Below are 26,219 nucleotides of genomic sequence, written 5' to 3' on the forward strand. Positions count from 1 at the left end.
CATTGCGGATGATATAAAAATATGCGTGCTCAACTACTGAAATCAGCGACAATTAACCTTCACCGGCATACGGCGACACCTGCCAGTGTCAGCGGTTGTATCAGTGAATTAAGTTATCATGCACAGCATCCCGCGTTACTGCATAGTTTACTGCTGCCGTTACTCAGGCAACTGGGTGAGCAGTCACGCTGGCAGCTATGGCTTAGCCCGCCACATAAGCTGAACCGTCACTGGTTACAACAATCCGGGTTACCGCTGGCAAAAAGCATACAGGTTGCATCTCTGGATACCTGTAGCGACGTCCGCGCGATGACTAAGGCTCTTTGTTCAGGGAATTTCAGTGTGGTGATGGCCTGGTTACCAGATCATCTGACGATAGCTGAACGGGAAGATCTCGAACTGGCAGCAAAAGAAGGTTGTACTCTCGGACTGATCATGCGGGAAGAAAATGGCTTCGTTTACCCCGGCAGACAGGAAAATCGATTGAAAATTCAGTCTCCGTTACTACATTGAGCTAAAATAAGATTTTTCTCAGGAAAATTTACGTGAAGAAAAATAAATCACCGTTACCTCATGGCACCCCAGAGCCAACAATGAGTTAACGTGATTTTGTAATGGCATTTCCGGCCTTAGTTCAGTTTTAAATGTAACCATATATGTACAAAATGCTGTTTTTTTACTGTACAACATCATATCGTACTTGTAACTTTCTAATCTCGTTGTAGACTTTAGCTCGCCAGGGTGCTCAATAATCTCCTTTTTGGCAGAGTAAAAATCGAGCATTACAACCCGGCAAAGGATTACAACCAAAGAGCAAAATTTATGCTCATTGCCTATTTTGGATGATAACGAGGCGCAAAATGAAAAAGACAGCTATCGCAATTGCAGTGGCACTGGCAGGTTTCGCTACCGTAGCGCAGGCCGCACCGAAAGATAATACCTGGTACACTGGTGGTAAACTGGGCTGGTCTCAGTATCACGACACCGGTTTCTACGGTAACAACTACGAGCAGAATGATGGCCCTACCCACAAAAGTCAGCTGGGTGCCGGTGCATTCGTAGGCTATCAGGCAAACCAATACCTGGGCTTCGAAGCGGGTTACGATTGGCTGGGCCGTATGCCTCATAAAGGCACCAACGTTAATGGCGCATTTAAAGCGCAGGGCGTACAGCTGGCGGCTAAACTGAGCTACCCAATCACTGACGATCTGGATGTTTATACGCGTCTGGGTGGCATGGTATGGCGTGCAGACTCTAGCGAGAACAAAAACGGTGCACATCTGAAAGATAACGACACCGGTGTTTCTCCGCTGGCCGCAGTTGGTGTTGAATATGCACTGACCAAAAACTGGGCAACCCGTCTGGATTACCAGTGGGTTAACCACATCGGTGACGCTGGTACCGTTGGTACTCGTCCGGATAACACCATGCTGAGCGTTGGTGTATCTTACCGTTTCGGTCAGGATGATGCGCCGGCACCTGTTGCTGCGCCAACACCTGCACCAGCTCCGGTTGTTGAAACCAAACACTTTACTCTGAAATCAGACGTACTGTTTAACTTCAACAAAGCTACCCTGAAAGCAAGCGGCCAGCAGGCGCTGGATCAGCTGTATACTCAGCTGAGCTCTCTGGATCCTAAAGATGGTTCTGTTGTTGTTCTGGGCTTCACTGACCGTATCGGTTCTGCTCAATACAACCAGAAACTGTCTGAGCAACGTGCACAGTCTGTTGTGAACTACCTGGTATCTAAAGGTATTCCTTCAAACAAAATCTCTGCACAAGGCATGGGTAAAGCAGATCCGGTTACCGGCAACACTTGTAACAACGTGAAAGGCCGTGCTGCCCTGATCCAGTGTCTGGGTCCGGACCGTCGCGTTGAAATCGAAGTGAAAGGTATCAAAGACGTAGTTTCTCAGCCTCAGGGCTAATGAGTCACTCCGGCTAATTAAAAACCCCGCAAATGCGGGGTTTTTTTATGCAATAAAATACAAAGGAATGATCGCTCCTGCAGATTATTGCTGTGATGAAGGATCCCCGCTACTCTTCTGACTGAGTATTGACTGTAAATCCTGTTTCAGGGATGACATTTGAGAGGCGTATTGTTCTTTTCTCTCAGCATCTTCTATCAGCTGAACAATGGTTTCCGAAAGAGTTGCACTGCGACGCTGTGCCAGCCCCGCCAGCCGTTGCCACACCAGATACTCAAGATCGATGGATTTCTTACGGGTGTGTTGCTGTTCAGCATTAAAATGCCGTTTTCTGCGTGCTCTGATGGTCTGCTTCATCCGGTTAGCCAGTGCCGGGTTCATATGCTGTTCAATCCAGCCGGCAATATCATCAGGCCTGTGTTCAAGGGTCGCCAGTAATCTGACCGCCTCATCCGCAGCACTTTGCTCCTGGTAACGGGTGATGGCCTCACCTTCCCGGTGTTTTTTCACCAGGTATTTCCATTTCCAGCCGGACTCCAGATTTTCAAGTTGCAGATATTTCATCAGGGGTCTCATCATATTCGGGTATCCTGCTAAGAATAACAGTTTTTTGCGCTGCTGTAGTAAGGATTACTTCACTGAAACCGGCCAGTCACGCTGCACTGTTTCATAACCTCATTTCCTGTATAATCGTGCCTTTCTTACCACCGGATAAATGCTATTACTTTGATCAGCTCTCAACTCCCCTGGCAGGCACTGCGGCCAAACACTGACGACTACCGGACAGCATTCACCCGGATTCCCGATACTGAAGGTGATATTCAGGCAGCGATCCAGCCGCGTTTAATCAATGGACTGGCTTACCTGGATAACCAGACCCTTTCACCGGTACTGATGGTTCGTAGTCAGGAAAATACCGACTATCTCTCACGTATCGCAGCCGCGTATCTTGCCGTTTCAGAGAACAACAGCGACTTCAGTGGCTGGAATTATCAGCGACAGGCTGATGACCGTTTTCTGCTGGTCCCGGCCGCCCCCGGAGATGCTGTGTTTTGTCAGCAGCCGGGGGTTTTCTTCCGTGAATGGATAGAGAGTACCGAGCTGTTTGGTGCCGTACGCGGGCACGCCGGCGACTACCGTCCTGAACCCGGACTGTTGCATCAGGCGAACGGCGGCACACTTATTCTGTCCGTCCGTACTCTGCTCGCACAGCCTCTGATGTGGCTGCGGTTAAAGCAATATCTTGCGCGCGGATATTTTCAGTGGTTGTCAGCGGATGAACGCCGGCCATTACCCGTCTCCCTGCCCGATCTGCCACTGAATATTAAACTTATTTTATGCGGTGACCGGGATGCACTGGCTGAATTTCAGGAGTCTGAGCCTGAGTTTGTTGCCCGGGCTTTGTACACTGAATACGAAGAGCAGTGGCGTTTCAGTGATAACGATGACATGGCCTTATGGTGTGGCTGGGTCACTTGCCTGAGCCAGGAACTGAATCTGCCGGATATCGCTGAAGACAGCTGGCCATTACTGGTGACTGAGGGCTGCCGTTATACGGGAGACCAGACTCTGCTGCCCCTTTGTCCGCACTGGATACAGCGACAGTTAACCGATGCTGTCAGCTATGGCGGAGAAATTTGTGCCCGTACCCTGAGGGGAGCCTTAGAGGCCCGACGCTGGCGTGAAAGTTATTTGCCCGGCAGGATGCAGGACGAGATCAATGACCAGCAGGTATTTATTGAAACCGAAGGTGAAGTGATTGGTCAGGTGAATGGTTTGTCGGTACTGGACTTCCCCGGCCATCCGCGTCCATGGGGCGAACCTTCCCGTATTACCTGTGTTGTCCATTATGGTGATGGCGAAGTTATGGATATAGAGCGGAAAGCGGAACTGGGCGGGAACCTGCATGCCAAAGGTATGATGATTATCCAGGCCTTTCTTATTTCTGAACTTGAACTCGATCAACAGCTGCCTTTCAGTGCCTCAATGGTTTTCGAACAATCCTATTCAGAGGTGGATGGTGACAGTGCTTCGCTGGCAGAACTCTGTGCGCTGGTCAGTGCCTTAGCTCTGCAGCCTCTGACACAATCGATTGCCGTTACCGGTTCAATTGATCAACTGGGTAATGTTCAGCCGGTTGGCGGCTTAAATGAAAAAATTGAAGGTTTCTTTGGCGTGTGTTCAGCGCGTGAACTGACCGGTAAACAAGGTGTGGTTATTCCCCGAAGCAATGTGCGTCATCTGTCACTGAGTGATGAAGTCACAGAGGCAGTAAAAGCAGGGCAATTTCACCTGTGGGCAGTCGACAGTGCCGACCAGGCCCTGACACTGCTGACCGGTAAACAATGGCTGACAGAAGACGACAGCGACGATCTGATCTCTCTGATCCAGCGGCGTATTGCTCAGGCTACACAACCCGAACACAGCAGCAGAACAGGAGTCTTACGCTGGCTCAACTGGTTTAACCAGCGTTAATCGGACTTGCTCAGCGTACAACTGTAAGCTATTCTCCGTCATTCATAAATTTAAGGCTAGAAAAAGACATGGTAGATAAACGCGAATCCTATACAAAAGAAGATCTTGCTGCCTCCGGACGCGGAGAGTTATTTGGTGAGAATGGTCCGCCATTACCGGCAGGAAACATGCTGATGATGGACCGCGTCGTCAAAATGTCCGAAACGGGTGGTAAGTTTGACAAGGGCTTCGTTGAAGCTGAGTTAGATATCACCCCTGATTTATGGTTCTTTGCCTGTCATTTCGTCAATGACCCGGTGATGCCAGGCTGTCTGGGTCTGGATGCAATGTGGCAGCTGGTCGGGTTCTACCTCGGCTGGCTGGGCGCAGAAGGTAAAGGCCGCGCATTAGGTGTTGGTGAAGTTAAATTCACCGGACAGGTATTACCTACCGCTAAAAAAGTCACTTATAAAATTCACTTCAAACGTGTCATCAACCGTAAACTGGTGATGGGTGTGGCTGATGGTGAAGTCTTTGTTGATGGTCAGCTGATCTACAATGCCAGCGACCTGAAAGTTGGTTTATTCAAAGATACTGAATCTTTCTGATCACCGCTGACTGACAGTACCGACCTGAGCGGGAGTGATAATTCACTCCCGTTTTTTATGCAAAACTCCCCTGTTCTGGCTGCCGTTAATCCTTTATAAGGGTCACGGGGTTACTGGCGGTTCACCGCCGCAGAAACAGACTATCAGCATCGGTTTCGGACCATAACAGAGAGAAAAAACGGGCGGGCCCGGCGGGCAAAGGGATCTATCAGGCAGGTTATCAGAGTCCGGTATTTTCTGCCGGGGCACAGGCCCCGGCGTCCTATCCTTTCAGAGCTAAGCAAACACCGAGCGTTCGGCCATCGCCATGCGCCACCCGCCTAACCAATGGGAACGGGTATCAATGGTTTGATACGGACAGTTCTCTTTTGAACGTCCGGTAATGCCGGCCTGATAGCCGCGTGAATGTGCTCGTTCCAGGCGGTCTCTTTTTTGTCTCTTCATATCAGCTTTCCCTCATTGTCTAAGGTGGGACGGGATAGAAAGGATGTGTGGTTAATAAACATCCGGCCACGCCCTATTTCTACCGCCTCAAAAACAAAAGATCAATCACTGAAATTCATCAGATTGTCATCCTGTTGACACAACCGGCAGACAAACAGAGTTCAGACAATGTGTTACCGTCACCTGTTATTCTTTCATAGAGAATTATTTACAAACAGCAGCATCATTCAGGAATATTCCGAGGCCGGCTTCTGCGGATAAAAAAAGCCTCCGTCAGGAGGCTTTCAGGGGATAATATTATATTACTGGTTGATTTGTCTGGCTATTTGCACTGCTTCCTGTTGCCAGCCTTCTGCCAGGGTTCGGACTAATGCCGCATAGCCATCCTGTGACTGTTTCAATACCAGTGAAAACGGCCGGCGCAGGGTTTGCTGGCCACGTTGCAGGATCCATGAACCGGTAATAATCACTTTACCATCATAACGGCCATGAAAACCGGTGACCGAAACCGATAAGGTGTCATAGTTATTACCGGCCAGTGATCCGGTCACCAGCCAGCCAGGCATAAGCTGGCTCAGATTACTGACCAGCGTCTGTTGTAATTGCTGATCCAGCGGGCTGGCCCACAGGTTACTAGTGGCAATCACATACTGTACATCACTGGTCTGATAGGCCAGACCCGTTCCTGACAGAAAATCGGAGACACTGACCGGTTCTACCCATAATACTTTCGGGGAGTCAGCAGAGGACAGCCCCGGCGAAGAGACAGCAGATACAGGTACCGGCTGTGCCGGCAGCTGATAATAATGCTTATCTGCCTCACTGCTGCAGGCACTGAGCAACAGTACACAAGCCGCGATGAATGTTCTTTTCATTATTTCGCCCTCTTCGGCTGGGGATCTTTGCCAGGCTGTGCTTCAAATACCAGCGCATTACTCTTATTGTTCAGAGTCTTCAGCACCGGTTGCAGCTCCTGCAATACCTGGTCAAGTCGTTGCATATCACCCACCAGCTTGTTATATGCCGGCGATCCCGGTTGTAACCCTTTCAGACTGCGATTTAAATCACGCAGGGTTTGCTGCATATCGGCAGGCAATGTTTTCATCGCCGGGCTGGAAGTGATCTTATTCAGATTATCCAGAGCCGTTTGCATATTTTTCAGGGTCTTCTGACTTTGTTTCAGGGTACCGGTAGCTTCAGTCAGCATTGGTGCCAGAGGTAACTTCTCAACCTTGTCGAGAATAGTCATCACCTTCTGTTGCATCTGATTCAGCCCGCTGGCAATTGTCGGTATCACTTCAACATCACCCACCTTATCCGGGCCAGTGAATGGCGGTACGTTATTGTAAAAATCTAAATCAACATACAGTGCACCGGTAATCAGGTTTGCCGTCTTGAGGCTGCCTCTCAGGCCATGCTGACGGGCATCCTGCAAGTGCTGTTGCAGATCAAACTTATCTCCCACACTGGCCGCCAGTCGTCCGGGCTCGATACGGATCAGTACCGGAATCCGATAATCATTTTTCAGAGTATTCAGGCTGCCCGGCATTATATAAGGTACTTTAGCGACGGTACCTAAACGAATCCCCCGGAATTCCACCGGCGCGCCAGGCTGCAGCCCGCGAATCGATTCATTAAAAAACATCACGAAGTTGGTGTGCTGGGTATAAATCGATTCCTGTAAAGAATGTTGATCATCAAACAGATGATAATCAGCATTGTTTTTTGCCGGTTCACCAAGAGGAGCACCATCAGGGACTTCAAAACTGACCCCGCCGCTGAACAGGGTCGTCAGTGATCCCATTTCGATACGCATTCCTGAGGCTGACATGTCGAAGGAGACACCACTGTCTTTCCAGAAACGGACATTGGTGGTTACCAGCCGGTCATAAGGTGCCTGAATAAATAACTGATAACTCATCAGACGTTTTTCCGTATCGAACTTACTGGTTTCCACCGAGCCGACCCGGTAGCCACGGAATAATACCGGGTCCCCGGGATTCAGCTGTCCGGCTTTAGAACTGTCAAGAGTCACGCGGATCCCTTTAGCATCCGGCGGAGCTAACGGAGGCGAGTCAAGTAACGCATAATGGTCCGGTTTATCACCTGTTGTTCCCGGTTGTAATTCAATGTAAGAACCGGACAGCAGCGTCCCCAGTCCGGTAATACCTTCCCTGCCGATTTGCGGCTTAACGGTCCAGAATACCGAATCCTGATGCAGGGTTTTTTCCATTCCTGCATTCAGCCGCGCTTTAATTTCCACATGCCGCAGGTCATCACTCAGTTCAGCACTTTGCACAAGACCAATATCGACACTGCGGCTTTTGATGGTCGTTTTGCCGGGGACAATACCTTCAGCATTACTGGTTATCAGGGTAACTTCCGGTCCCTGATGTGAAAAGTGATAAAAAAGTATCCATGCCCCAATCAGAATCGTCACAATCGGCACAATCCATACCGGTGACCACCTTTTGATGTTCTCTATACGGGCTGTTTCATGATTATTCTGTTTCAACACCAGATTCCTCAATACGGTTCTTTGTTTCACGGTCCCACAACAAACGAGGATCAAATGTCAGTGCGGCAAACATGGTTAAAATAACAACGCTGGCAAACAACAGTGCTCCGGGAGCCGGATAAATATTCATTAACCCCCCCATTCGCACCAGGGATGACAAAATAGCGATCACGAATACATCAATCATAGACCAGCGTCCGACGCATTCGACGGCTTCATAAATCAGATGCATTTTTTGATTGTCTCTCCGCCCCTTACCGCTGGCGTTCCAGCTTAACCAGCCAATAGCCAGCATTTTGAGCGACGGTACCATAATGCTGGCGATAAAAATAACCATCGCGACCGGGTAAGATCCATCACTCCATAACAACACGACCCCTGCCATAATATTCGACGTGATCTTCGACCCCAGGGCATCGGTCACCATAATCGGCATAATATTGGCGGGTATATAAAGCATTACAGAAGTCAGCAATAATGACAGTGTCCATTGCAAACTTTGTTTTTTTCGTGCCGTTCCGGCCGTTGAGCAACGCGGGCAGATACGCGTCTCTGCGGGAAGAATAGCAGTACAACAGGGACATGACCGCATCCCCTGAGCTAAACCACTGATACCTGCCTGTGGCGTTTTAAACAACGGTTGTTGCGGCTGAATATGACGCCATAAACTGCGTTTATCCACACTCTGGAAAGCGCGTAATTGCAGTATGCAAAACAGACACCACGGCCAGAAGCTGATCCCCAGTCCGATATCTCCGTAAGCCATCAGTTTTACAAAACTGACCAGTACCCCGGCCATAAAAATTTCAGCCATGCCCCAGCTGCGCAGCTGGAAAAACAGCCGGGCCAGCAGGATCCGCAAAGAACGGGGTATTTTTACGTGATTAACCAGTAAAATAATCATCACCAGACAACTGGCCGGAATAATTTGTACCAGCAATAAAAACAGAAATGCCAGCGATCGAAAATTATCAGACACCATAATATCCGGAATACGGGTAAGGGTGATTTCGCTGCTTAAGCCGGCAACATGCATACTGATAAACGGGAACATATTTGCCAGAATCAGCATAATCAGAGCCGACACCGCATAAGCGATAGGCCGTCTGCCGGGATCCGGCCAGTGCATATTCAGAGTTGTGTGACAGCGCGGGCAAACCGCTTTCGTCCCGATGCTGAGGGGCGGTAAGCGGCATGCCATATCACACTGAGGACACAAAACCCATGTGTCTGCATCATTACGTTGCTCACACCGGGTTATGTTCATGGGAATTACTCTCCGTTCCTGAGATTTTCAAGATATTCCCAGCGGGAAAAAGCCTCTTCCAGAGCCTGTTCGGCTGCGGAGAGCTGATCGATTACCGGCTGAGTTTTGTCATGGGGCTGGCTGAAAAAATCAGCATGCCCCATTTTTGCCTGCAACTCACCTATCTCTGTTTCCAGAGTTTCCAGTTTCTGTGGTAACAGATCCAGTTCCCGTGCCAGGTTATAACTAAGCTTAGCGGGTTTAGTGGTTTTTGCTCTGGTCTCAGTGGGTGATTTCGCCTGTGCATCTGGCTTGACACTCTGCGGTTTTTTGGTCTGTTTGTAGGCGGCACGTTGTTGCTGTGCATCATGGTACCCCCCGACAAACCGGCCGACTTCGCCGTTACCTTCAAAAATCCAGCAGTCAGTGACAGTATTATCGACAAACTGACGATCGTGGCTGACCAGTAATACTGTCCCCTGGTAGCCATCAATCAGTTCTTCCAGCAGTTCCAGTGTTTCCACGTCCAGGTCATTGGTAGGTTCATCGAGGATCAGCAGGTTGCTTGGTTTCAGGAATAATCTGGCCAGCAATAACCGGTTGCGTTCTCCGCCTGACAGAGCCCTGACCGGGGTCATCGCCCGTTTAGGATGGAACAAAAAGTCCTGCAGGTAACCGAGGACATGGCGCGGTTTACCGTTAACCAGCACTTCCTGCTTGCCTTCTGCCAGGTTATCCATAACTGTGCGATCAGGATCCAGTTCAGCACGGTGCTGATCAAAATAGGCTACTTCCAGCTTGGTACCGCTATGTACCCGTCCGCTGTCCGCGGCTAAATCACCCAGCATCAGACGTAACATTGTGGTTTTACCACAACCATTAGCCCCAATCAGTGCAATTTTGTCACCACGCTGAACCTGTGCCGAAAAATTATCGACCAGTGTTTTACCGTCCACCTGGTAATTAACATTTTCCAGTTCAAAGACAATTTTCCCTGAACGAGATGCTTCCTCAACCTGCATATTTGCTTTGCCCATGACTTCGCGACGCTCAGAGCGTTCGCGACGTAATGCTTTCAGAGCGCGGACACGGCCTTCATTACGGGTACGGCGAGCCTTAATCCCCTGGCGGATCCAGACTTCTTCCTGGGCCAGCTTACGGTCAAACTCCGCGTTTTGCTGTTCTTCTACCCGCAGAGCTTCTTCTTTACCCAGCACAAAATTGTCATAGTCACCCGGCCATGACACCAGTTTCCCGCGATCCAGGTCAACAATACGCGTTGCCATATTGCGAATAAACGAACGGTCATGGGAAATGAAAATAATACTGCCGGTAAAGGTCTTGAGGAATGTTTCCAGCCAGTCAATGGTTTCAATATCCAGGTGGTTGGTCGGTTCATCAAGTAGCAGTACTTTCGGGTTACTGACCAGTGCACGCCCCAGTGCCGCCTTACGTAACCATCCGCCCGACAGAGAAGAGAGTTCAGTTTCCGCATCCAGACCAATCTTTTCCAGCACGTCATTAATACGGCTTTCCAGCTGCCACAGGTTATGATGATCCAGTAATGTCTGTAATCTCGCCATTTCGTTAAGATTCTTGTCACTCGGATCCTGCATGACCTGATGCGAAATCGCATGGTATTCCTTCAGGTATTTTGCCTGTTCCGCGACCCCTTCGGCGACAAAGTCATACACCGAGCCGGTGATATTTCGTGGCGGATCCTGCTGCAGCCGGGCAACGACCAGGTCCTGCTCATAGACAATGCGACCATCGTCCAGGGCAATTTCCTGGTTAATGATTTTCATCAATGTCGACTTACCGGCCCCGTTACGTCCGACCAGACATACCCGCTCATTCTCTTCAATGTGCAGTTCGGTGTTATCCAGTAATGGCGCGTCACTGAATGACAGCCAGGCATTGTGTATACTGATTAATGACATAAAAAATTATTCCTTACCCGCGGCAGTAATCAGCCAGCAATTATGAATGTGTTTATTTCTGGCAAAGTCCTGAGAAAGGGTTTTTTGCGTAATTTCATTGGCCTGTAGTCCGAGAGCCGCCAGCCCGTCAAAGTCCATTTTAAACCCGCGCTTATTGTTCGAGAACATAATCGTTCCGCCACGACGCAGTAATCGCTGCAGATCACGCAGCAGATCAAGATGGTCACGCTGAACATCAAAGCTGTCTTCCATCCGTTTTGAGTTTGAGAATGTCGGCGGATCGATAAAGATCAGGTCGAAAGATTCTGTCGCTTCTTTCAGCCAGCTCAGACAGTCAGCCTGGATCAGACGGTGTGCCCGGCCGGCCAGCCCATTCAGTTGTAAATTCCGCTCTGCCCATTCCAGGTAGGTGCGTGACATATCAACCGTCGTGGTTGAGCGGGCTCCGCCCAGTCCGGCATGAACACTGGCACTGCCGGTGTATGCGAACAGGTTAAGAAAGTCTTTCCCTTCACTCATCTGGCCCAGCATCTTACGGGCAATACGGTGGTCAATAAATAATCCGGTATCCAGGTAGTCGGTCAGATTGACCAGCAATCGGGCGTTATATTCTTTTACCGGGAAAAATTCGCCTTTATCGCCTAATTTCTGATACTGGTTTTTACCTTTCTGGCGCTCACGGGTTTTCAGCACCAACCGGTTTGCCGGAAGATCCAATACGGTCAGGGTGGCACTGATCACATCAAACAGGCGCTGTCGTGCTTTCTGTGCATCCACTGTTTTTGGTGGTGCATATTCCTGAATTATCACCCAGTCGGCATAACGGTCTACAGCAATATTGTATTCCGGTAAGTCGGCATCATAGATCCGGTAACCGTCAATACCTTCCTGTTTCGCCCATTTATCCAGCTTTTTCACATTTTTCCGCAGACGGTTAGCATAATCCCCGGCGATTTCCCGCCCTGCTTCACCGGATCCGGCCATCAGCTGGTAATTTTTCTGCACACAATCCAGCGGACCATTTTTCGCTTTAAACTGACGCTCAGCACGCAGTTGCAGACAGCTCAGCAGTTCCGGGGAGCCACTGAACAGCGATAATGTCCAGCCGGGAAATTCACGTTTCACAATCCTGCCCAGCTGGCTGTGCAGTGCAATCAGCGCCGGTTCACTTTCCAAACGTTCGCCATAAGGCGGGTTACTGAGCAGGGTCCCCTGATCTTCGGCAGCCAGCGGATTCGTCAGCTGTGAGACATCCTGGCGTTTAAAACTGATAAACGCACTCATGCCCGCTTTGCGTGCATTGGCCTGTGCCCGCTGAATAACAATCGGATCGCTGTCGTAGCCATAAAAACGCACTTTTTTACCCTGCATTGCCTGCCCGGCACGGCGATTAGCATCAGCTGTCACTTCCTGCCACAGGGTGGCATTGTGTCCTTTCCAGGCCGTGAATCCCCAATGCTGACGAGCCAGCCCCGGGGCACGATCGGCGGCGATCATGGCAGCCTCAATCAGCAGAGTACCTGAGCCACACATCGGGTCGATCATCGGCGTCCCCGGACGCCAGCCTGATCGTAGTACCACGGCTGCCGCCAGATTTTCTTTTAATGGTGCCTGTCCGGTCTGCTGACGGTAATTACGCTGATGTAACGCATCTCCGCTCAGGTCAAGAGAAATGCTGACTTTGTCTTTGTTCAGCCATGCATTGATGCGGATATCAGGAGCGTCACGGTTAACGTCCGGCCTTGGCAGATTCTTACGGGTGAAACTGTCGACAATGGCATCTTTTACCCGCATAGCACCGAACTGGCTGTTACGGATAATGTCATTGGTGCCGCTGAAGTGCACCGCAAAACTATGCTGGCTGTCGAATAATTCGGTCCAGGGAATCGACTGTGCGCCGACATATAAATCAAGATCACTCCACAGACCAAACTCTCCTAATGGCAGCAGGATCCGCGAAGCAAGCCGGCTCCACATCAGGCTTTGGTACAGCATTTTATCATCGCCCTGATAATGAACACCGCCCGGTACCAGCTGTATATCCTGAGCGCCTAACGCTTCAAGCTCAGTTTTTAAAAGTTCTTCCAGCCCACGGCCTGTACTGGCAAACAGAGAATTCATATTTTTGGTCTACTTAATTGGAAATTGCTGCGCATTATAGCGAATCACAGCGCTATGTCATAAAGTTAGCGTCTTTATTAGCAAGAAGCCCGGAACGGAGAAATTATGATCAGTCTGTCGCGGTTATTTATTCACCCGGTAAAATCGATGCGCGGTACCGCTGTTTCCCAGTCACTGGTACAACCACAGGGACTTTCCTGGGACCGGATGTTTATGGTAACCACTACTGAAGGTAAGTTTATTACTGCCCGCCAGTATCCGGAAATGGTGCTATTTACTCCGCTGGTTCAGCCAGAAGGACTGTTTATCCAGGCGCCGGATAATAGTCAGGTGCTGGTAAGATTTGACGATTTCAGCCCGCAGGTGGAACCCGCCGAGGTCTGGGGCAGCAACTTTGCCTCCTGTATCGCCCCCGAAGTGATTAACCAATGGCTGAGCCGGTTTTTTCCTCATCCGGTACAACTGCGCTGGACCGGTATTAAACCTGCACGCCGGGTCAGGCGTTTTCCGGAGATCCCGGTCGGCTTTGCTGATGGTTACCCGTTTCTGTTGATCAACCAGTCTTCTTTTTATGATTTACAGAATCGCTGTCCGGCGGGGATCCGTCTCGAACAATTTCGTCCGAATCTGGTAGTGGCGGGGGCAAGCGCCTGGGATGAAGATCAGTGGTCTGTGATCCGGGTCGGCGATATTACGTTCGATGTGGCAAAACCCTGCAGCCGTTGTATTTTCACCACGGTCAGTACCGAACGCGGAGTTAAGCACCCATCCGGTGAACCCATGACAACCCTGAAAATGTTCCGTCTGGCCGCAGACAGCAGTGGTGATATCGATTTCGGCCTGAATTTGATCGCCCGTAACAGCGGCGTCATCCGCTGTGGCGATGATGTTACTGTACTGGCCAGAAAACCCGCCCGTCCCTACACAGTGACACAACGTCAGCAAACCGTGGCCCGGCCAGAGACGGATAATGCCATTATCGATATCCGCTATCAGGGAAAAAGCTTCCGTGGTAATAACCAGCAGATCCTTCTGGAGCAACTGGAAGCGGCGGGATTCAGTATCCCCTATTCATGTCGTGCGGGTGCCTGCGGATGTTGCCGGCTGACTCTGGTCAGCGGAGAGGTCACCGCACTGAATGCTTCAGGAGTTAACGGTGACAAAGTACTGAGTTGTAGCTGTATACCGCGCAGTGCCGTCGTTCTGGAAAGTGACTGAGATTAACCGGCCTGTTCCAGGGAGAATTCGCCGGCGGTGTCCGCGGGACGCAGCCGATCGTACATAATTTTAATGGCATCACCCAGTAACAGCCTTTTTCCTGATAATTCCAGCGAACTCTGGGCAACAACACACAGTGCAGCATTGCTGCCCGTTTCAACCACCAGCAAACGTGCCGGCTGACCGGTATCAGAGAGGATTGCTTCCGCCAGTTGCCCTGCTTCCGGTTGCCAGCCGGAATGACAGGCAACAAAATGCCAGCTTTTTGGCATCAGTGGTTTCAGAAAACGGCTGGCTACCAGCGCATTTAACACCAATTCAGCCCGTTGCTGATGACTAAAGTTAACAGCACGACATTTTTCATCGAAATTGAAAAAACCGGCAGCATCATCAACACAAAAACGCTGCGGTTCAAATGCATCGGGCGTCAGCATTTTTTTAGGAAAACGGGAACAGAAGTGCAGCCCTTCGGTTAAATCAAGCATCATACGATCCCGGACATCATCGTAATACCATTGCCAGCGATCATCGGGCTTTAATGTCATCTCTAGCCGCCTCTCTCATTACGGTGGAAATCTCTTTCCTGAATATAAATCACAGCCTGTTCTGAATAACTAAACCGGTCCTGCTGAGTATAATCCGGATAAAATATAAACGAGCCAGAGGAATAAAGAAACCCCTCTGGCTAAATAATAAACTTATTGTGCTTAAATATCCCTCAGGATATCCCGGATAAGTCCGGGACCTTTATAAATAAATCCTGAATATAGTTGAACCAGCGTAGCTCCTGCCGCGAGTTTTTCCTTCGCTGCCATTAAAGAATCAATCCCGCCCACCCCGATAACAGGTAACCGCCCGTTTAATTCTTTACTCAGCCGACGAATAATTTCGGTACTGCGTAGCTGAACAGGACGGCCACTAAGCCCGCCTGCTTCTCCTGCATATTTCAATCCTTCAACCAGCGACCGATCCAGGGTGGTATTCGTCGCAATCACACCATCAATATTATGCCGGACTAAACTGTCGGCAACCTGGATCAATTCTTCTTCTGAAAGATCCGGCGCGATCTTTACCGCGACAGGCACATATTTTAAATGTCTGCGTTGTAATTCCTGTTGTTTCTCTTTTATTGCTGACAGCAAATCATCTAACGCTTCGCCGTATTGTAATGTCCGTAAGCCCGGAGTATTCGGTGAAGATATATTAATGGCAATATAACCGGCATGGGCATAAGTTTTTTCCATACATGTCAGGTAATCATCTTTACCCTGCTCAACAGGTGTATCTTTATTTTTTCCGATATTGATCCCGATAATACCGCGAAATTTTGCTTTTTTTACATTTTCGACCAGATGATCAACCCCGTGGTTATTAAACCCCATCCGGTTAATAATTCCTTCGGCCTCCACCAGCCGGAATAAACGAGGCTTATCATTGCCTGGCTGGGGACGTGGCGTGACGGTACCGACTTCAACAAATCCGAAACCCATTGCACCAAATGCATCAATACATTCGGCATTTTTATCTAATCCGGCCGCCAGGCCGAGCGGGTTATCAAACTGCAGACCCATGCAAGTTACCGGCTTTGAAGGCACAGACTGATGGATCAGACGCTCAAATGCGGTTCCCTGAAGTAATTTCAGCTGTTTTATTGACAGCTCATGAGCATGCTCGGGGTCAAGTTTAAATAATGCAGGGCGGATGATTGGATATAACATGCACTCTCCTGGAAACACTGGTCGCGGTTAGGGGTCAGGCTGAAACGTTTTCTGCGCCGGAATGGTAAAGAGCTTTCGGACAAAAGTAAATTTAACCCGCAAACTGCCCGCAGATCCTGAGGGGTATCAAATAAACTTATTATTTAAGATGCAAAAAAAACCACCGGTCATTGCCGGTGGTTTCGTCACTGTGCTGTCTTTAACCAGTAATCAGGCCGCTAATGCGCGGGTGATTTTTTCGTATAAATCACCCGACAAATCGTCCAGAGATTTCAGCTGTTCTAATGCTTCACGCATCAGTTGCTGACGCTGACTGTCATAACGTTTCAGGCGAATTAACGGTTCAATCAGACGGGACGCGATCTGCGGATTGCGTTTATTCAGGTCAGTCAGCATACGGGTCAGAAAACGATAACCACTGCCATCGGCAGCATGGAACGCAGACGGGTTTGCCGAAGCAAAGGCACCGATCAGTGAGCGGACCCGGTTAGGGTTACTCATGGTAAAGGAACGGTGTGTCAGCAACTGTTCAACCCGTGATAACACATCTGCCGCCGGGCTGGTCGCTTGCAGCATAAACCATTTATCCATGACCAGCCCGTCCTGATGCCAGCGTTCATCCCATTGCTGCAACAGTTCATCGACACAAGGCAATTGTGCAGATACCGCTGCGCTTAAGGCTGCCAGCGCATCCGTCATATTGTTTGCCTGCAGGTATTGCTGGCGGACCAGAGCATCGGCGGCCAGTGGATCACCAAACACCAGATAACTCAGACAGACATTTTTCAGGGCCCGTTTTCCAATATCCTGCTGCACCACACGATACTCACCACACTGGTTCTGCTGCCAGGCTTCCAGCAGCTCATTGTGCAGCTCTTTTGCCAGGGTACGGATCATTGAGGTTCTGACAGCAGAAATCGCCAGAGGATCGATAACGCTGAACCATTCTGCCATTTCATTTTCTGATGGCAGGCTGAGGATCAAGGCTCTCAGCGCCGGGTCACTGGTGTTATCCTGCAACAGAGTACGGAAGGCTTCAGCAACGTGTTTCGGCAGCGATAATGGCTGTTTCTGGCTGAAACGTAATACGTTCAGCTTCACATAGGTGGTCAGCAGACTTTGTGCCGCATCCCAGCGAGAAAAATCATTACGTGCATGCTGCATCAGGAAAGTCAGCTGAGCATCGCTCCACTGATAGTCGAGTTTGACCGGTGCCGAAAACTCCCGCAGCAGAGACGGCACTGGCTGGAAGTATACTTTATCAAACACGAAAGTTTGCTCAGCCTGAGTCACATTGAGTACCGAAGCTATCGGTTGCCCCTGGTACTGTAGCGGGATAACCTCGCCTTGTCCGTCGTAAAGTTCGATATCCAGCGGGATATGTAATGGCAGTTTTTCAGTCTGATCCGCAGTGGCCGGTGTATGCTGTTTCACATGCAGTTTATAAGTCTCAGTATGCGGATCATATTCATCCTGCACCGTCAGTACCGGAGTCCCCGACTGGCTGTACCAGCGGCGGAACTGGGTAAGATCAACCCCGGACGCATCTTCCATCGCCTGTACAAAATCATCACAGGTTGCAGCACTGCCGTCATGGCGACGGAAATAGAGTTTCATACCCTGCTGGAATTTATCTTCGCCCAATAAGGTATGCATCATACGGATAACTTCTGAGCCTTTTTCATAGACGGTCAGGGTGTAGAAATTATTCATTTCCATGACCTGCTCGGGCCGGATCGGGTGTGCCATCGGACTGGCATCTTCAGCAAACTGTGCCCCGCGCATAACCCGTACGTTATCAATGCGGTTGACCGGCCGGGAACCTAAATCAGAACTGAATTCCTGGTCACGGAACACGGTCAGGCCTTCCTTAAGGCTTAACTGGAACCAGTCACGGCAAGTGACACGGTTACCGGTCCAGTTATGGAAATATTCATGTCCGATAACGGCTTCAATACCCAGATAATCTTTGTCGGTCGCGGTTTCTGCTTTGGCGAGCACATATTTAGAGTTAAAAACATTCAGCCCTTTGTTTTCCATTGCCCCCATATTGAAGAAATCAACCGCGACAATCATGAAGATATCCAGATCGTATTCCAGGTCGAAACGTTCTTCATCCCACTTCATACTCTGTTTCAGTGAGGTCATTGCCCAGTCAGCACGGTCAAGATTTCCCTGGTCGACAAAAATTTCCAGTGCAACCTCACGGCCTGAACGGGTGGTAAAACTGTCACGCAGGACATCAAATTCACCGGCCACCAGCGCAAACAGGTAACAGGGTTTCGGGAACGGATCCTGCCATTTTACCCAGTGACGGCCATTTTCAGCCTCTCCCGAGTCAACCCGGTTACCGTTGGACAGTAAATAAGGGTATTTTTTCTTGTCGGCAGTAATCGTTGTCGTAAAACGCGCCAGTACATCCGGGCGGTCGGTGTACCAGGTAATATGGTGGAACCCTTCAGCTTCACACTGAGTACAGAGTGCATCCCCGGATTTGTACAAGCCTTCAAGGGCGGTATTCTGGTCCGGATGAATGGTATTAATTATTTGCAGACTGAACTGTGCAGGTACGTTGTTTATGGTCAGCAGATTGCCCTCAATAAGGTAGTCTTCCCATGTAACACCGTCGATAGCAATAGAATGTAAGGTTAATGATTCCCCCTGCAAAACCAGTGCCGCAGCCTGATCATTCAGACGTTTAACCTGGCTCACTGCAGCCACTCTGGTCTGTTGTTCATCAAGATCAAAACTCAGATCAATATCAGTGATAGTGAAGTCCGGTGCCTGATAATCGTGACGATACTTAATTTGCGGTTGATCTGTCATCATTCCTTCTCAGCCTTAGAAAAATAGTCTTAAATCCCGAGTTTATGCTTCTTACGCATGGGTTTCCAGACGAAAGTATAAGCGAACTTATTATGTACATTTTTTTAACATCTGGCACAATTTAATCTCGACCTGACCGCATAAAGTGTGTTGTGATCTGATTCACTTTTCCCGGGATCAGGTTATACTGCAACTGTTGTTTAATATTCTTAACTTTCACCAGGCCAGCCCCGGGCGCCGCGGAACAGGATGCAGATACGCACCATGAAACGACATGCTTCCCCGATACTTACTTCATTGCTGGACACTGATGCTTATAAGCTTCATATGCAGCAAGCGGTTTATCATCGTTATCGTGATGTCTCAGTGACCGCAGAATTCCGCTGCCGGGGTGAACAGCTCCCGGGCCGGTATGCCGCGGAAATTCGTCAGCAAATTCAGCTGATGCAATCGCTGGCATTAACTCCCGAAGAGTATAACTACCTGAGCACCCTTCCGTTTTTCAGCACTGATTATCTGCGATGGCTCAGAAACTTCCGTTTTAATTCACAACAGGTGTCAGTTACCGATCAACAGGGCAAGCTGGTGATCACTATCAGCGGCCTGTGGGTCGATGTGATTTTGTGGGAAGTCCCGTTACTGGCGATGATTAGCGAACTGGTTCATCGTGATCGCTCTCCTGACCACGGTGTGACTCAGGCAGTCGATTATTTGCAGCAAAAGCTGGCGGAATTTAACCACGCCTCTGCCGGTCTCGATTTGAGCCGTTTTCGTCTGATGGATTTCGGTACCCGTCGCCGCTTCTCGCGTCCGGTACAGCAGGCAGTCGTGGAAACCCTGAAACAGGATGTCAGCTGGCTGGCTGGCACCAGTAATTATGATCTTGCACGACGCCTTGATATTAGCCCCGTCGGCACCCAGGCCCACGAATGGTTTCAGGCCCACCAGCAAATCAGTCCTGATTTGGCTAACAGTCAGCGGGTTGCCTTACAGGTATGGCTGGACGAATATCAGGACCAGCTGGGGATTGCGCTGACAGATTGTATCAGCACCGATGTTTTCCTGCGTGATTTTGATAGTCACTTTGCCAGCCACTATCAGGGACTGCGCCACGATTCAGGAGACCCGCGGGAATGGGGTGAAAAAGTTATTGCTCACTACCGCAAACTGGGTATCGACCCGCAGACCAAAACCCTGGTATTTTCCGATAGCCTGACACTGAACAAAGCACTGGATCTGTATCGTCACTTTGACAGCCAGATCCGGGTTGTTTTCGGTGTCGGAACCCGCCTGACCTGTGATATTCCGGAAACCGAACCTCTGAATATTGTGATTAAGCTGGTCAGCTGTAATGGTAAACCTGTCGCCAAGCTTTCAGACAGCCCCGGAAAAACCATTTGTCACGACCAGTCATTTGTCCGGGCCCTGCAAAAAGCTTTTGACCTGCCTGCGGTCAGGCGCGCCAGTTGAATAGCTGCGGAGAGCAGCTATTCTCTCTCTTTTACCGTGAAATCATCCTGCTTCGCGTAATTTTTCTTGTTTCCTGAAAACTCGCAAGTAACATATCTGCTACCCCCTGTCGGGGCATTTATAAACATTATTGAATAGAGAGATAATTATGAGCGTAGTGCCTGTAGTGGACGTACTGCAAGGCCGTGTTGCTGTTGATAGTGAAGTCACAGTTCGCGGCTGGGTTCGTACCCGTAGAGATTCCAAAGCCGGTCTTTCTTTTATCGCCATTTATGACGGTTCCTGCTTTAATCCTGTTCAGGCTGTTGTTAATAATTCGCTTAATAATTATCAGGATGAAGTCTTACACCTTACCACCGGTTGCTCTGTGATTGTCACCGGTAAAGTGGTGGAGTCGCCGGGCCAGGGCCAGGCTTTTGAAATTGCAGCCACCGCCATTGAAGTGGCTGGCTGGGTTGATGACCCGGACAGTTACCCGATGGCAGCAAAACGTCACAGTATTGAATATCTGCGCGAAGTTGCTCACCTGCGCCCGCGTACTAACCTGATTGGTGCTGTTGCCCGTGTCCGTCACACCCTTGCTCAGGCTATTCATCGGTTTTTCCACGAAAACGGCTATTTCTGGGTGTCGACACCGCTAATTACTGCATCAGACACCGAAGGTGCCGGTGAATTATTCCGCGTTTCGACGCTGGATTTAGAAAACCTGCCGCGTACCGAACAGGGTAAAGTTGATTTCAGTGAAGATTTCTTCGGTAAGGAATCATTCCTGACAGTTTCCGGACAGCTGAATGGCGAAACCTACGCCAGTGCACTGTCCAAAATATATACCTTTGGCCCGACTTTCCGTGCCGAGAACTCTAACACCAGCCGTCATCTGGCTGAGTTCTGGATGATAGAGCCGGAAATTGCCTTTGCAGAACTGGATGATGCGGCAGCACTGGCCGAAGCAATGCTGAAATACGCATTTAAAGCGGTACTGGCCGAGCGTGCTGACGATATGGCGTTCTTCGCTGAACGTGTTGATAAAGAAGCTATCCAGCGCCTGGAGACCTTTATCAGTACCGATTTCGCCCAGGTCGACTATACGGATGCGATAGATATTTTGTTACAGAGTGGTCACAAATTCGAAAACCCCGTCTCCTGGGGAATTGACCTGTCCTCAGAACATGAACGCTTCCTGGCAGAAAAACACTTCTGTGCCCCGGTGGTGGTGAAAAACTATCCGAAAGATATTAAAGCATTCTATATGCGACTGAATGACGACGGAAAAACTGTCGCAGCCATGGACGTGCTGGCCCCGGGTATTGGTGAAATCATCGGCGGTTCACAGCGTGAAGAGCGTCTGGATGTGTTTGACCAGCGCCTGGCTGAAATGGGCCTGAACAAAGAGGATTACTGGTGGTACCGTGACCTTCGTCGCTATGGCACCGTACCACATTCAGGTTTCGGATTAGGTTTTGAACGATTGATCGCTTATGTCACCGGCGTACAAAATGTAAGAGATGTTATCCCGTTCCCCCGCACCCCGAGAAATGCAAATTTCTAAATGCTAATTAAAGCATAATAAATTCATATAGATAATAAAGCCGGTAATTACCGGCTTTATTATTTTGTACCGAACTTATTCCTCTCACAAAGTTCCATGTTATTTACATCTTGAAATACACTTTTTCAGCTTGAAACTCAAATTTTAGTTTTGTAGCATATTCGGGCTAGAAATGGCATCGTATGAATGGAAAGATGCCTCAGACACAGAAAGACACGAAACATCGCAAATAGTTCTTGTAAAGAATTGTTGACGATAGTGACAGTTGTCTACAATAAACTCCGATGAGGGTAATAAATGATGAAGCGCAACATTTTGGCAGTCGTGATCCCGGCATTGTTAGTTGCAGGCGCAGCTAACGCCGCTGAAATTTATAATAAAGACGGTAATAAACTGGATCTGTACGGTAAAGTCGACGGCCTGCACTATTTTTCTAAAGACAAATCAAATGATGGTGACCAGTCTTATGCCCGTTTCGGTTTTAAAGGCGAAACTCAGATTAACGACTGGCTGACCGGTTACGGCCAGTGGGAATACAACTTCAACGCGAATAACTCCGAAGGCTCTGATGCACAAGACGGTAACAAGACCCGTCTGGGCTTCGCCGGCCTGAAAGCCGGTCAGTACGGTACCTTTGATTACGGCCGTAACTACGCCGTTGCTTATGACGTACTGGGCTGGACCGATATGCTGCCAGAGTTCGGTGGCGACTTTGGTATCACTGATACCATGACTGGCCGTACTACCGGTGTTGCTACCTACCGTAACACTGACTTCTTTGGTCTGGTGAATGGCTGGGACTTCGCTGTTCAGTACCAGGGCAAAAATGACCGTACTACTGACATCCAGAGAGCGAATGGCGATGGCTACGGCTTCTCAACCAGTTATACTTCGCCGATCGGTGTAGCGGTAACCGGTGCATTTTCAAGCGAAACACGTACCGCCAGCCAGAATAGCAGTCAGTATTTGGGTAAAGGCAACCATGCGCAGGTATGGGCTACCGGTCTGAAATATGACGCAAATGACATCTACCTGGCAGCGACCTATGCTGAAGGCCAGAACGCCACTCCTATTTCAGGTAAAGTCAACAATATTTCTGTTTCTGGTTTCGCTAACAAGACTCAGGATATTGAACTGGTTGCACAATATCAGTTTGACTTCGGCCTGCGTCCTTCTCTGGCCTATATCCAGACTAAAGCCAAAGATGTTGAAAATGTCGGCGATGTAGATATCAATAAATATATTGATGTCGGTTCGACTTACTACTTCAACAAGAATATGTCTACCTACGTTGATTACAAAATCAACCTGCTGAAAAGCGATAACAAACTGGATCTGGCTACCGATAACATCGTGGCCGTCGGTCTGGTTTACCAGTTCTGATTGTCAGATAACTCAGTACTGCACACGGGGCCGGATGGCCCCGTATGTTTTGGTTTTTTCCGCTATTTTCACTTCACACACTTTTCCTGTTCTGCATCCTTTCTCCGTTTTGCTCAGTCCTCTGTCATAATAAAAATATGATATTTAGCGCATAAATTTGCCTTGTAGCTGTTGGCAATCTGCAGCCATCGGGATAACCTTGAGCTCTCGCACAATGTGTTTATCTCTAATCGGGTCTCACTCATGTTTGAATTAATTTCTGCTGCACCTGCCGATCCTATACTGGGCCTGGCTGATCTTTTCCGCGCCGATGACCGTCCGAATAAAATTAACCTCGGTATTGGCGTATATAAAGATGAAACAGGAAAAACCGCGGTATTGACCAGCGTGAAGAAAGCAGAACAGTTCCTGCTGGAAAATGAAACCACCAAAAGTTATCTCAGTATCGACGGATACCCTGAGTTCGCCCGTCTTACTCAGGAGTTACTGTTTGGTAAAGATAACCCGTTACTGGCTGCACAACGCGCCCGTACCGCTCAGACCCCGGGGGGGACCGGTGCACTGAGGGTTGCCGCCGATTTTCTGGTGCAGCAGACTGGCGTTAAACGTGTCTGGATAAGCAATCCGAGCTGGCCGAATCATAAAAATATCTTTGCCGCCAGTGGCCTGGAAGTATGCACTTATCATTATTACGATGCACAAAACCACCAGCTGGACTTTACTGCACTGACAGATTCATTACAGCAGGCTGCCGCCGGTGATGTCGTAGTGTTCCATGGTTGCTGCCACAACCCTACCGGTATCGACCCGACTGCCGAACAATGGCAGCAACTGGCTGAACTGTCAGTTGCACGCGGCTGGCTGCCGTTATTCGATTTCGCATATCAGGGATTCGGTAAAGGCCTGGAAGAAGATGCTACCGGACTGCGTATCTTTGCAGATAAGCATAAAGAATTACTGGTGTGCAGCTCTTATTCGAAGAATTTCGGACTGTACAACGAACGTGTCGGTGCCGTAACCCTGGTCGCTGAAGACAGCAGTGCAGCCACTGCAGCTTTCAGCCAGGTGAAATTTGCCATCCGTTCAAACTATTCAAATCCTCCGTCACACGGTGCAGCGATTGTCGCGACGATCCTCGGTAACGACGCATTACGGACTATCTGGGAACAGGAACTGTCAGATATGCGACAGCGTATCCAGCGGATGCGTCAGCTGTTTGTTAATACTCTGGCGGATAAAGGCGCAGCACAGGATTTCAGCTTTATCAATAATCAGAACGGTATGTTCTCTTTCAGTGGTCTGACAACGGCGCAGGTACACCGGTTACGCCATGAATCCGGTATTTATGCCGTAGATTCCGGACGGATCAATATTGCCGGAATGACGCCGGATAATATGTCCGCGTTATGTGAAGCGATTATCGCCGTATTGTAATCAGGAAACCCGCGAAATAAGCCATCGCAATTATTTGCTGATGGCTTTTTTATGGTTCATCGCACCTTCGCGTGAATTAATAGAAAACGGCGGTAAAAGTGGTTAGTTTTGTATTCGCCAAAACACTAACCAGCCACTAAACCGCCGTCTGCCATGAATGCTAACCTCTCTTCGCTTTTCTGGGAAGGTTTCACCGTCGATTCCTTTACCCCATGCGCACACGATGCGCTTCTTATTACCCTCCGGCCTGACCCGGACTTTGCTCCTGCCTGCCGCCGATGTGGCCAGAACACCTGTGCTGTTCATGATACTTCCCTGCGCCGGGTTCGTGAGCGTGACTTGCTGCACTGGCGCATCACACTTCAGGTTCCCGTTCGCCGTCTGCGATGTGCATCCTGCGGTATCGTTACTGAACGCATATCCTGGTTGCCTGAGCGACAACGTTATACCTCCACTTTAGCTGTCTGGGTGGAGTCTCTTACCCGGCTGTTACCCGTTAAGCATGTAGCGCAGCTGACGGGGCTGCACTGGCATACCATCAAGAATATCGACCTCCGTCGACTGCGACGCGAGCTACAAGAGCCTGAGCGTCGTACCCTGCGCCGCCTGATAATGGATGAGTTCGCTCTGTTTAAAGGCCATCGTTATGCCACCGTTGTCGTGGATGCAGATACACAGCAGGTGTTGTGGGTCGGTGAAGGTCGAAGCCGGGTGGCCTTCCGTCCGTTCTTCACCTGGCTGGGTCCTGAAGGCTGCGCTGCCATTGAATCTGTAGCGATGGATATGAATACTGCACTGGACCTGGAGGTCAGAGAGCAATGCCCACAGGCAGAAGTGGTGTATGACCTCTTCCACGTCGTGGCAAAGTTCGGTCGTGAGGTTATCGACAGGGTGCGGGTCGACCAGGCTAATCAGCTGCGTGACAACAAGAAAGCGCGGAAGGTTATCAAGCGCAGCCGCTGGTTACTGTTGCGTAACCCGGAAAACCTGCCGGCAGGACATGAGGTAAAACTGGCAGAACTGCTGGAAGCCAACCAGCCGCTAAATACCGTGTATGTAATGAAAACTGCGCTGAAGGAGATGTGGTATGCACCAGACAAGGCCACCGCACAGGCACGCTGGAATGAGTGGTACAGACAGTGTGATGAGAGTGGGATCAGGGCGTTACAGCAGTTCGCTAACAAGCTGAAGAACTACATAAGCGGAATAATCGCCAGTGCGACGCACCGGCTGAATACGAGCATGCTTGAAGGAATGAATAACAAGATCAAGGTGCTGAAACGCATGGCATATGGATACCGGGATAATGACTACTTCTTCCTGAAGATAAAAGCAGCGTTCCCCGGTAAAACGCGATGAACC

Annotated in this window: 20 protein-coding genes; 10 read left to right on the plus strand and 10 right to left on the minus strand. The window is 49.6% G+C overall.

The window, feature by feature from the left end:
• Nucleotides 1-21: 21 nt before the first annotated feature.
• Nucleotides 22-513, plus strand: a complete 492-nt coding sequence (gene sulA, locus JK216_RS03820) for an SOS-induced cell division inhibitor SulA (RefSeq protein ID WP_212711923.1) — start codon at nucleotides 22-24, stop codon at nucleotides 511-513.
• Nucleotides 514-860: 347 nt separating this feature from the next.
• On the plus strand, nucleotides 861-1,928 hold the full coding sequence (gene ompA, locus JK216_RS03825) for a porin OmpA (RefSeq protein WP_212706668.1): 1,068 nt from the start codon (nucleotides 861-863) through the stop codon (nucleotides 1,926-1,928).
• An 84-nt stretch (nucleotides 1,929-2,012) separates the two neighbouring features.
• Here ompA and matP read toward each other — a convergent pair whose 3' ends face one another.
• On the minus strand, nucleotides 2,013-2,492 hold the full coding sequence (gene matP, locus JK216_RS03830) for a macrodomain Ter protein MatP (protein ID WP_212710994.1): 480 nt from the start codon (nucleotides 2,490-2,492) through the stop codon (nucleotides 2,013-2,015).
• A 162-nt stretch (nucleotides 2,493-2,654) separates the two neighbouring features.
• Between matP and JK216_RS03835 the strand changes: the two genes are divergently transcribed.
• Nucleotides 2,655-4,403 (plus strand): Lon protease family protein, encoded by a 1,749-nt coding sequence (locus JK216_RS03835; RefSeq protein ID WP_212711922.1) that lies wholly within the window; start codon nucleotides 2,655-2,657, stop codon nucleotides 4,401-4,403.
• Between the two features lie 68 nt (nucleotides 4,404-4,471).
• Nucleotides 4,472-4,990 (plus strand): bifunctional 3-hydroxydecanoyl-ACP dehydratase/trans-2-decenoyl-ACP isomerase, encoded by a 519-nt coding sequence (fabA, locus tag JK216_RS03840; RefSeq protein WP_212706670.1) that lies wholly within the window; start codon nucleotides 4,472-4,474, stop codon nucleotides 4,988-4,990.
• Between the two features lie 276 nt (nucleotides 4,991-5,266).
• Here the strand turns inward: fabA and rmf are convergent, their stop codons facing one another.
• From rmf to rlmKL, 6 genes are all read right to left on the minus strand, one after another.
• A complete protein-coding gene (rmf, locus tag JK216_RS03845; protein ID WP_212706671.1) occupies nucleotides 5,267-5,434 on the minus strand; it encodes a ribosome modulation factor in 168 nt (55 codons plus the stop codon).
• Between the two features lie 302 nt (nucleotides 5,435-5,736).
• Nucleotides 5,737-6,309, minus strand: coding sequence for a membrane integrity-associated transporter subunit PqiC (pqiC, locus tag JK216_RS03850; protein ID WP_212706672.1), 573 nt, complete (start codon nucleotides 6,307-6,309; stop codon nucleotides 5,737-5,739).
• Nucleotides 6,309-7,949 (minus strand): intermembrane transport protein PqiB, encoded by a 1,641-nt coding sequence (gene pqiB / locus JK216_RS03855; RefSeq protein WP_212706673.1) that lies wholly within the window; start codon nucleotides 7,947-7,949, stop codon nucleotides 6,309-6,311. The genes pqiC and pqiB overlap by 1 nt, the downstream gene beginning before the upstream one ends.
• Complete coding sequence (pqiA, locus tag JK216_RS03860) at nucleotides 7,936-9,219, minus strand: membrane integrity-associated transporter subunit PqiA (protein WP_212706674.1); 1,284 nt, start codon at nucleotides 9,217-9,219, stop codon at nucleotides 7,936-7,938. The genes pqiB and pqiA overlap by 14 nt, the downstream gene beginning before the upstream one ends.
• 5 nt (nucleotides 9,220-9,224) lie before the next feature.
• The gene (locus JK216_RS03865; RefSeq protein ID WP_212706675.1) at nucleotides 9,225-11,138 is read right to left on the minus strand and encodes an ABC transporter ATP-binding protein; all 1,914 of its coding nucleotides are present in this window, start codon (nucleotides 11,136-11,138) and stop codon (nucleotides 9,225-9,227) included.
• Between the two features lie 6 nt (nucleotides 11,139-11,144).
• Nucleotides 11,145-13,259 carry a bifunctional 23S rRNA (guanine(2069)-N(7))-methyltransferase RlmK/23S rRNA (guanine(2445)-N(2))-methyltransferase RlmL gene (gene rlmKL, locus JK216_RS03870; RefSeq protein WP_212706676.1) on the minus strand — a complete coding sequence of 705 codons (2,115 nt, stop codon included), beginning with the start codon at nucleotides 13,257-13,259 and terminating at the stop codon, nucleotides 11,145-11,147.
• A gap of 105 nt (nucleotides 13,260-13,364) precedes the next feature.
• On the opposite strand from rlmKL, the gene JK216_RS03875 reads away from it, so the two are divergent.
• Nucleotides 13,365-14,477 (plus strand): YcbX family protein, encoded by a 1,113-nt coding sequence (locus tag JK216_RS03875; protein ID WP_212706677.1) that lies wholly within the window; start codon nucleotides 13,365-13,367, stop codon nucleotides 14,475-14,477.
• A 2-nt stretch (nucleotides 14,478-14,479) separates the two neighbouring features.
• On the opposite strand, the gene JK216_RS03880 is transcribed toward JK216_RS03875, so the two are convergent.
• The 3 genes from JK216_RS03880 to pepN all read right to left on the minus strand — a co-directional run bounded on the left by JK216_RS03880 (nucleotide 14,480) and on the right by pepN (nucleotide 19,021).
• On the minus strand, nucleotides 14,480-15,022 hold the full coding sequence (locus tag JK216_RS03880) for a cell division protein ZapC (protein ID WP_212706678.1): 543 nt from the start codon (nucleotides 15,020-15,022) through the stop codon (nucleotides 14,480-14,482).
• 162 nt (nucleotides 15,023-15,184) lie between these two features.
• Entirely contained in the window at nucleotides 15,185-16,195 is a 1,011-nt protein-coding gene (gene pyrD / locus JK216_RS03885; RefSeq protein WP_212706679.1) for a quinone-dependent dihydroorotate dehydrogenase, read from the minus strand.
• A 210-nt stretch (nucleotides 16,196-16,405) separates the two neighbouring features.
• Entirely contained in the window at nucleotides 16,406-19,021 is a 2,616-nt protein-coding gene (gene pepN / locus JK216_RS03890) for an aminopeptidase N (protein ID WP_212706793.1), read from the minus strand.
• Nucleotides 19,022-19,285: 264 nt separating this feature from the next.
• Here pepN and pncB point away from each other — a divergent pair, with 264 nt between their 5' ends.
• The 5 genes from pncB to JK216_RS03915 all read left to right on the plus strand — a co-directional run bounded on the left by pncB (nucleotide 19,286) and on the right by JK216_RS03915 (nucleotide 26,216).
• Nucleotides 19,286-20,491: a nicotinate phosphoribosyltransferase gene (pncB, locus tag JK216_RS03895; protein WP_212706680.1), complete on the plus strand. Its 1,206-nt coding sequence runs from the start codon at nucleotides 19,286-19,288 to the stop codon at nucleotides 20,489-20,491.
• 148 nt (nucleotides 20,492-20,639) lie between these two features.
• On the plus strand, nucleotides 20,640-22,040 hold the full coding sequence (gene asnS, locus JK216_RS03900) for an asparagine--tRNA ligase (protein WP_212709924.1): 1,401 nt from the start codon (nucleotides 20,640-20,642) through the stop codon (nucleotides 22,038-22,040).
• A 297-nt stretch (nucleotides 22,041-22,337) separates the two neighbouring features.
• A complete protein-coding gene (gene ompF, locus JK216_RS03905) occupies nucleotides 22,338-23,423 on the plus strand; it encodes a porin OmpF (protein ID WP_283092860.1) in 1,086 nt (361 codons plus the stop codon).
• 243 nt (nucleotides 23,424-23,666) lie between these two features.
• On the plus strand, nucleotides 23,667-24,857 hold the full coding sequence (locus JK216_RS03910) for an amino acid aminotransferase (RefSeq protein WP_212711921.1): 1,191 nt from the start codon (nucleotides 23,667-23,669) through the stop codon (nucleotides 24,855-24,857).
• A 153-nt stretch (nucleotides 24,858-25,010) separates the two neighbouring features.
• Nucleotides 25,011-26,216 (plus strand): ISL3 family transposase, encoded by a 1,206-nt coding sequence (locus tag JK216_RS03915; RefSeq protein ID WP_212711058.1) that lies wholly within the window; start codon nucleotides 25,011-25,013, stop codon nucleotides 26,214-26,216.
• The last annotated feature ends 3 nt before the right edge of the window (nucleotides 26,217-26,219 follow it).

Source organism: Tatumella sp. JGM94 (assembly GCF_018257595.1).
Classification (GTDB): domain Bacteria; phylum Pseudomonadota; class Gammaproteobacteria; order Enterobacterales; family Enterobacteriaceae; genus Tatumella; species Tatumella punctata.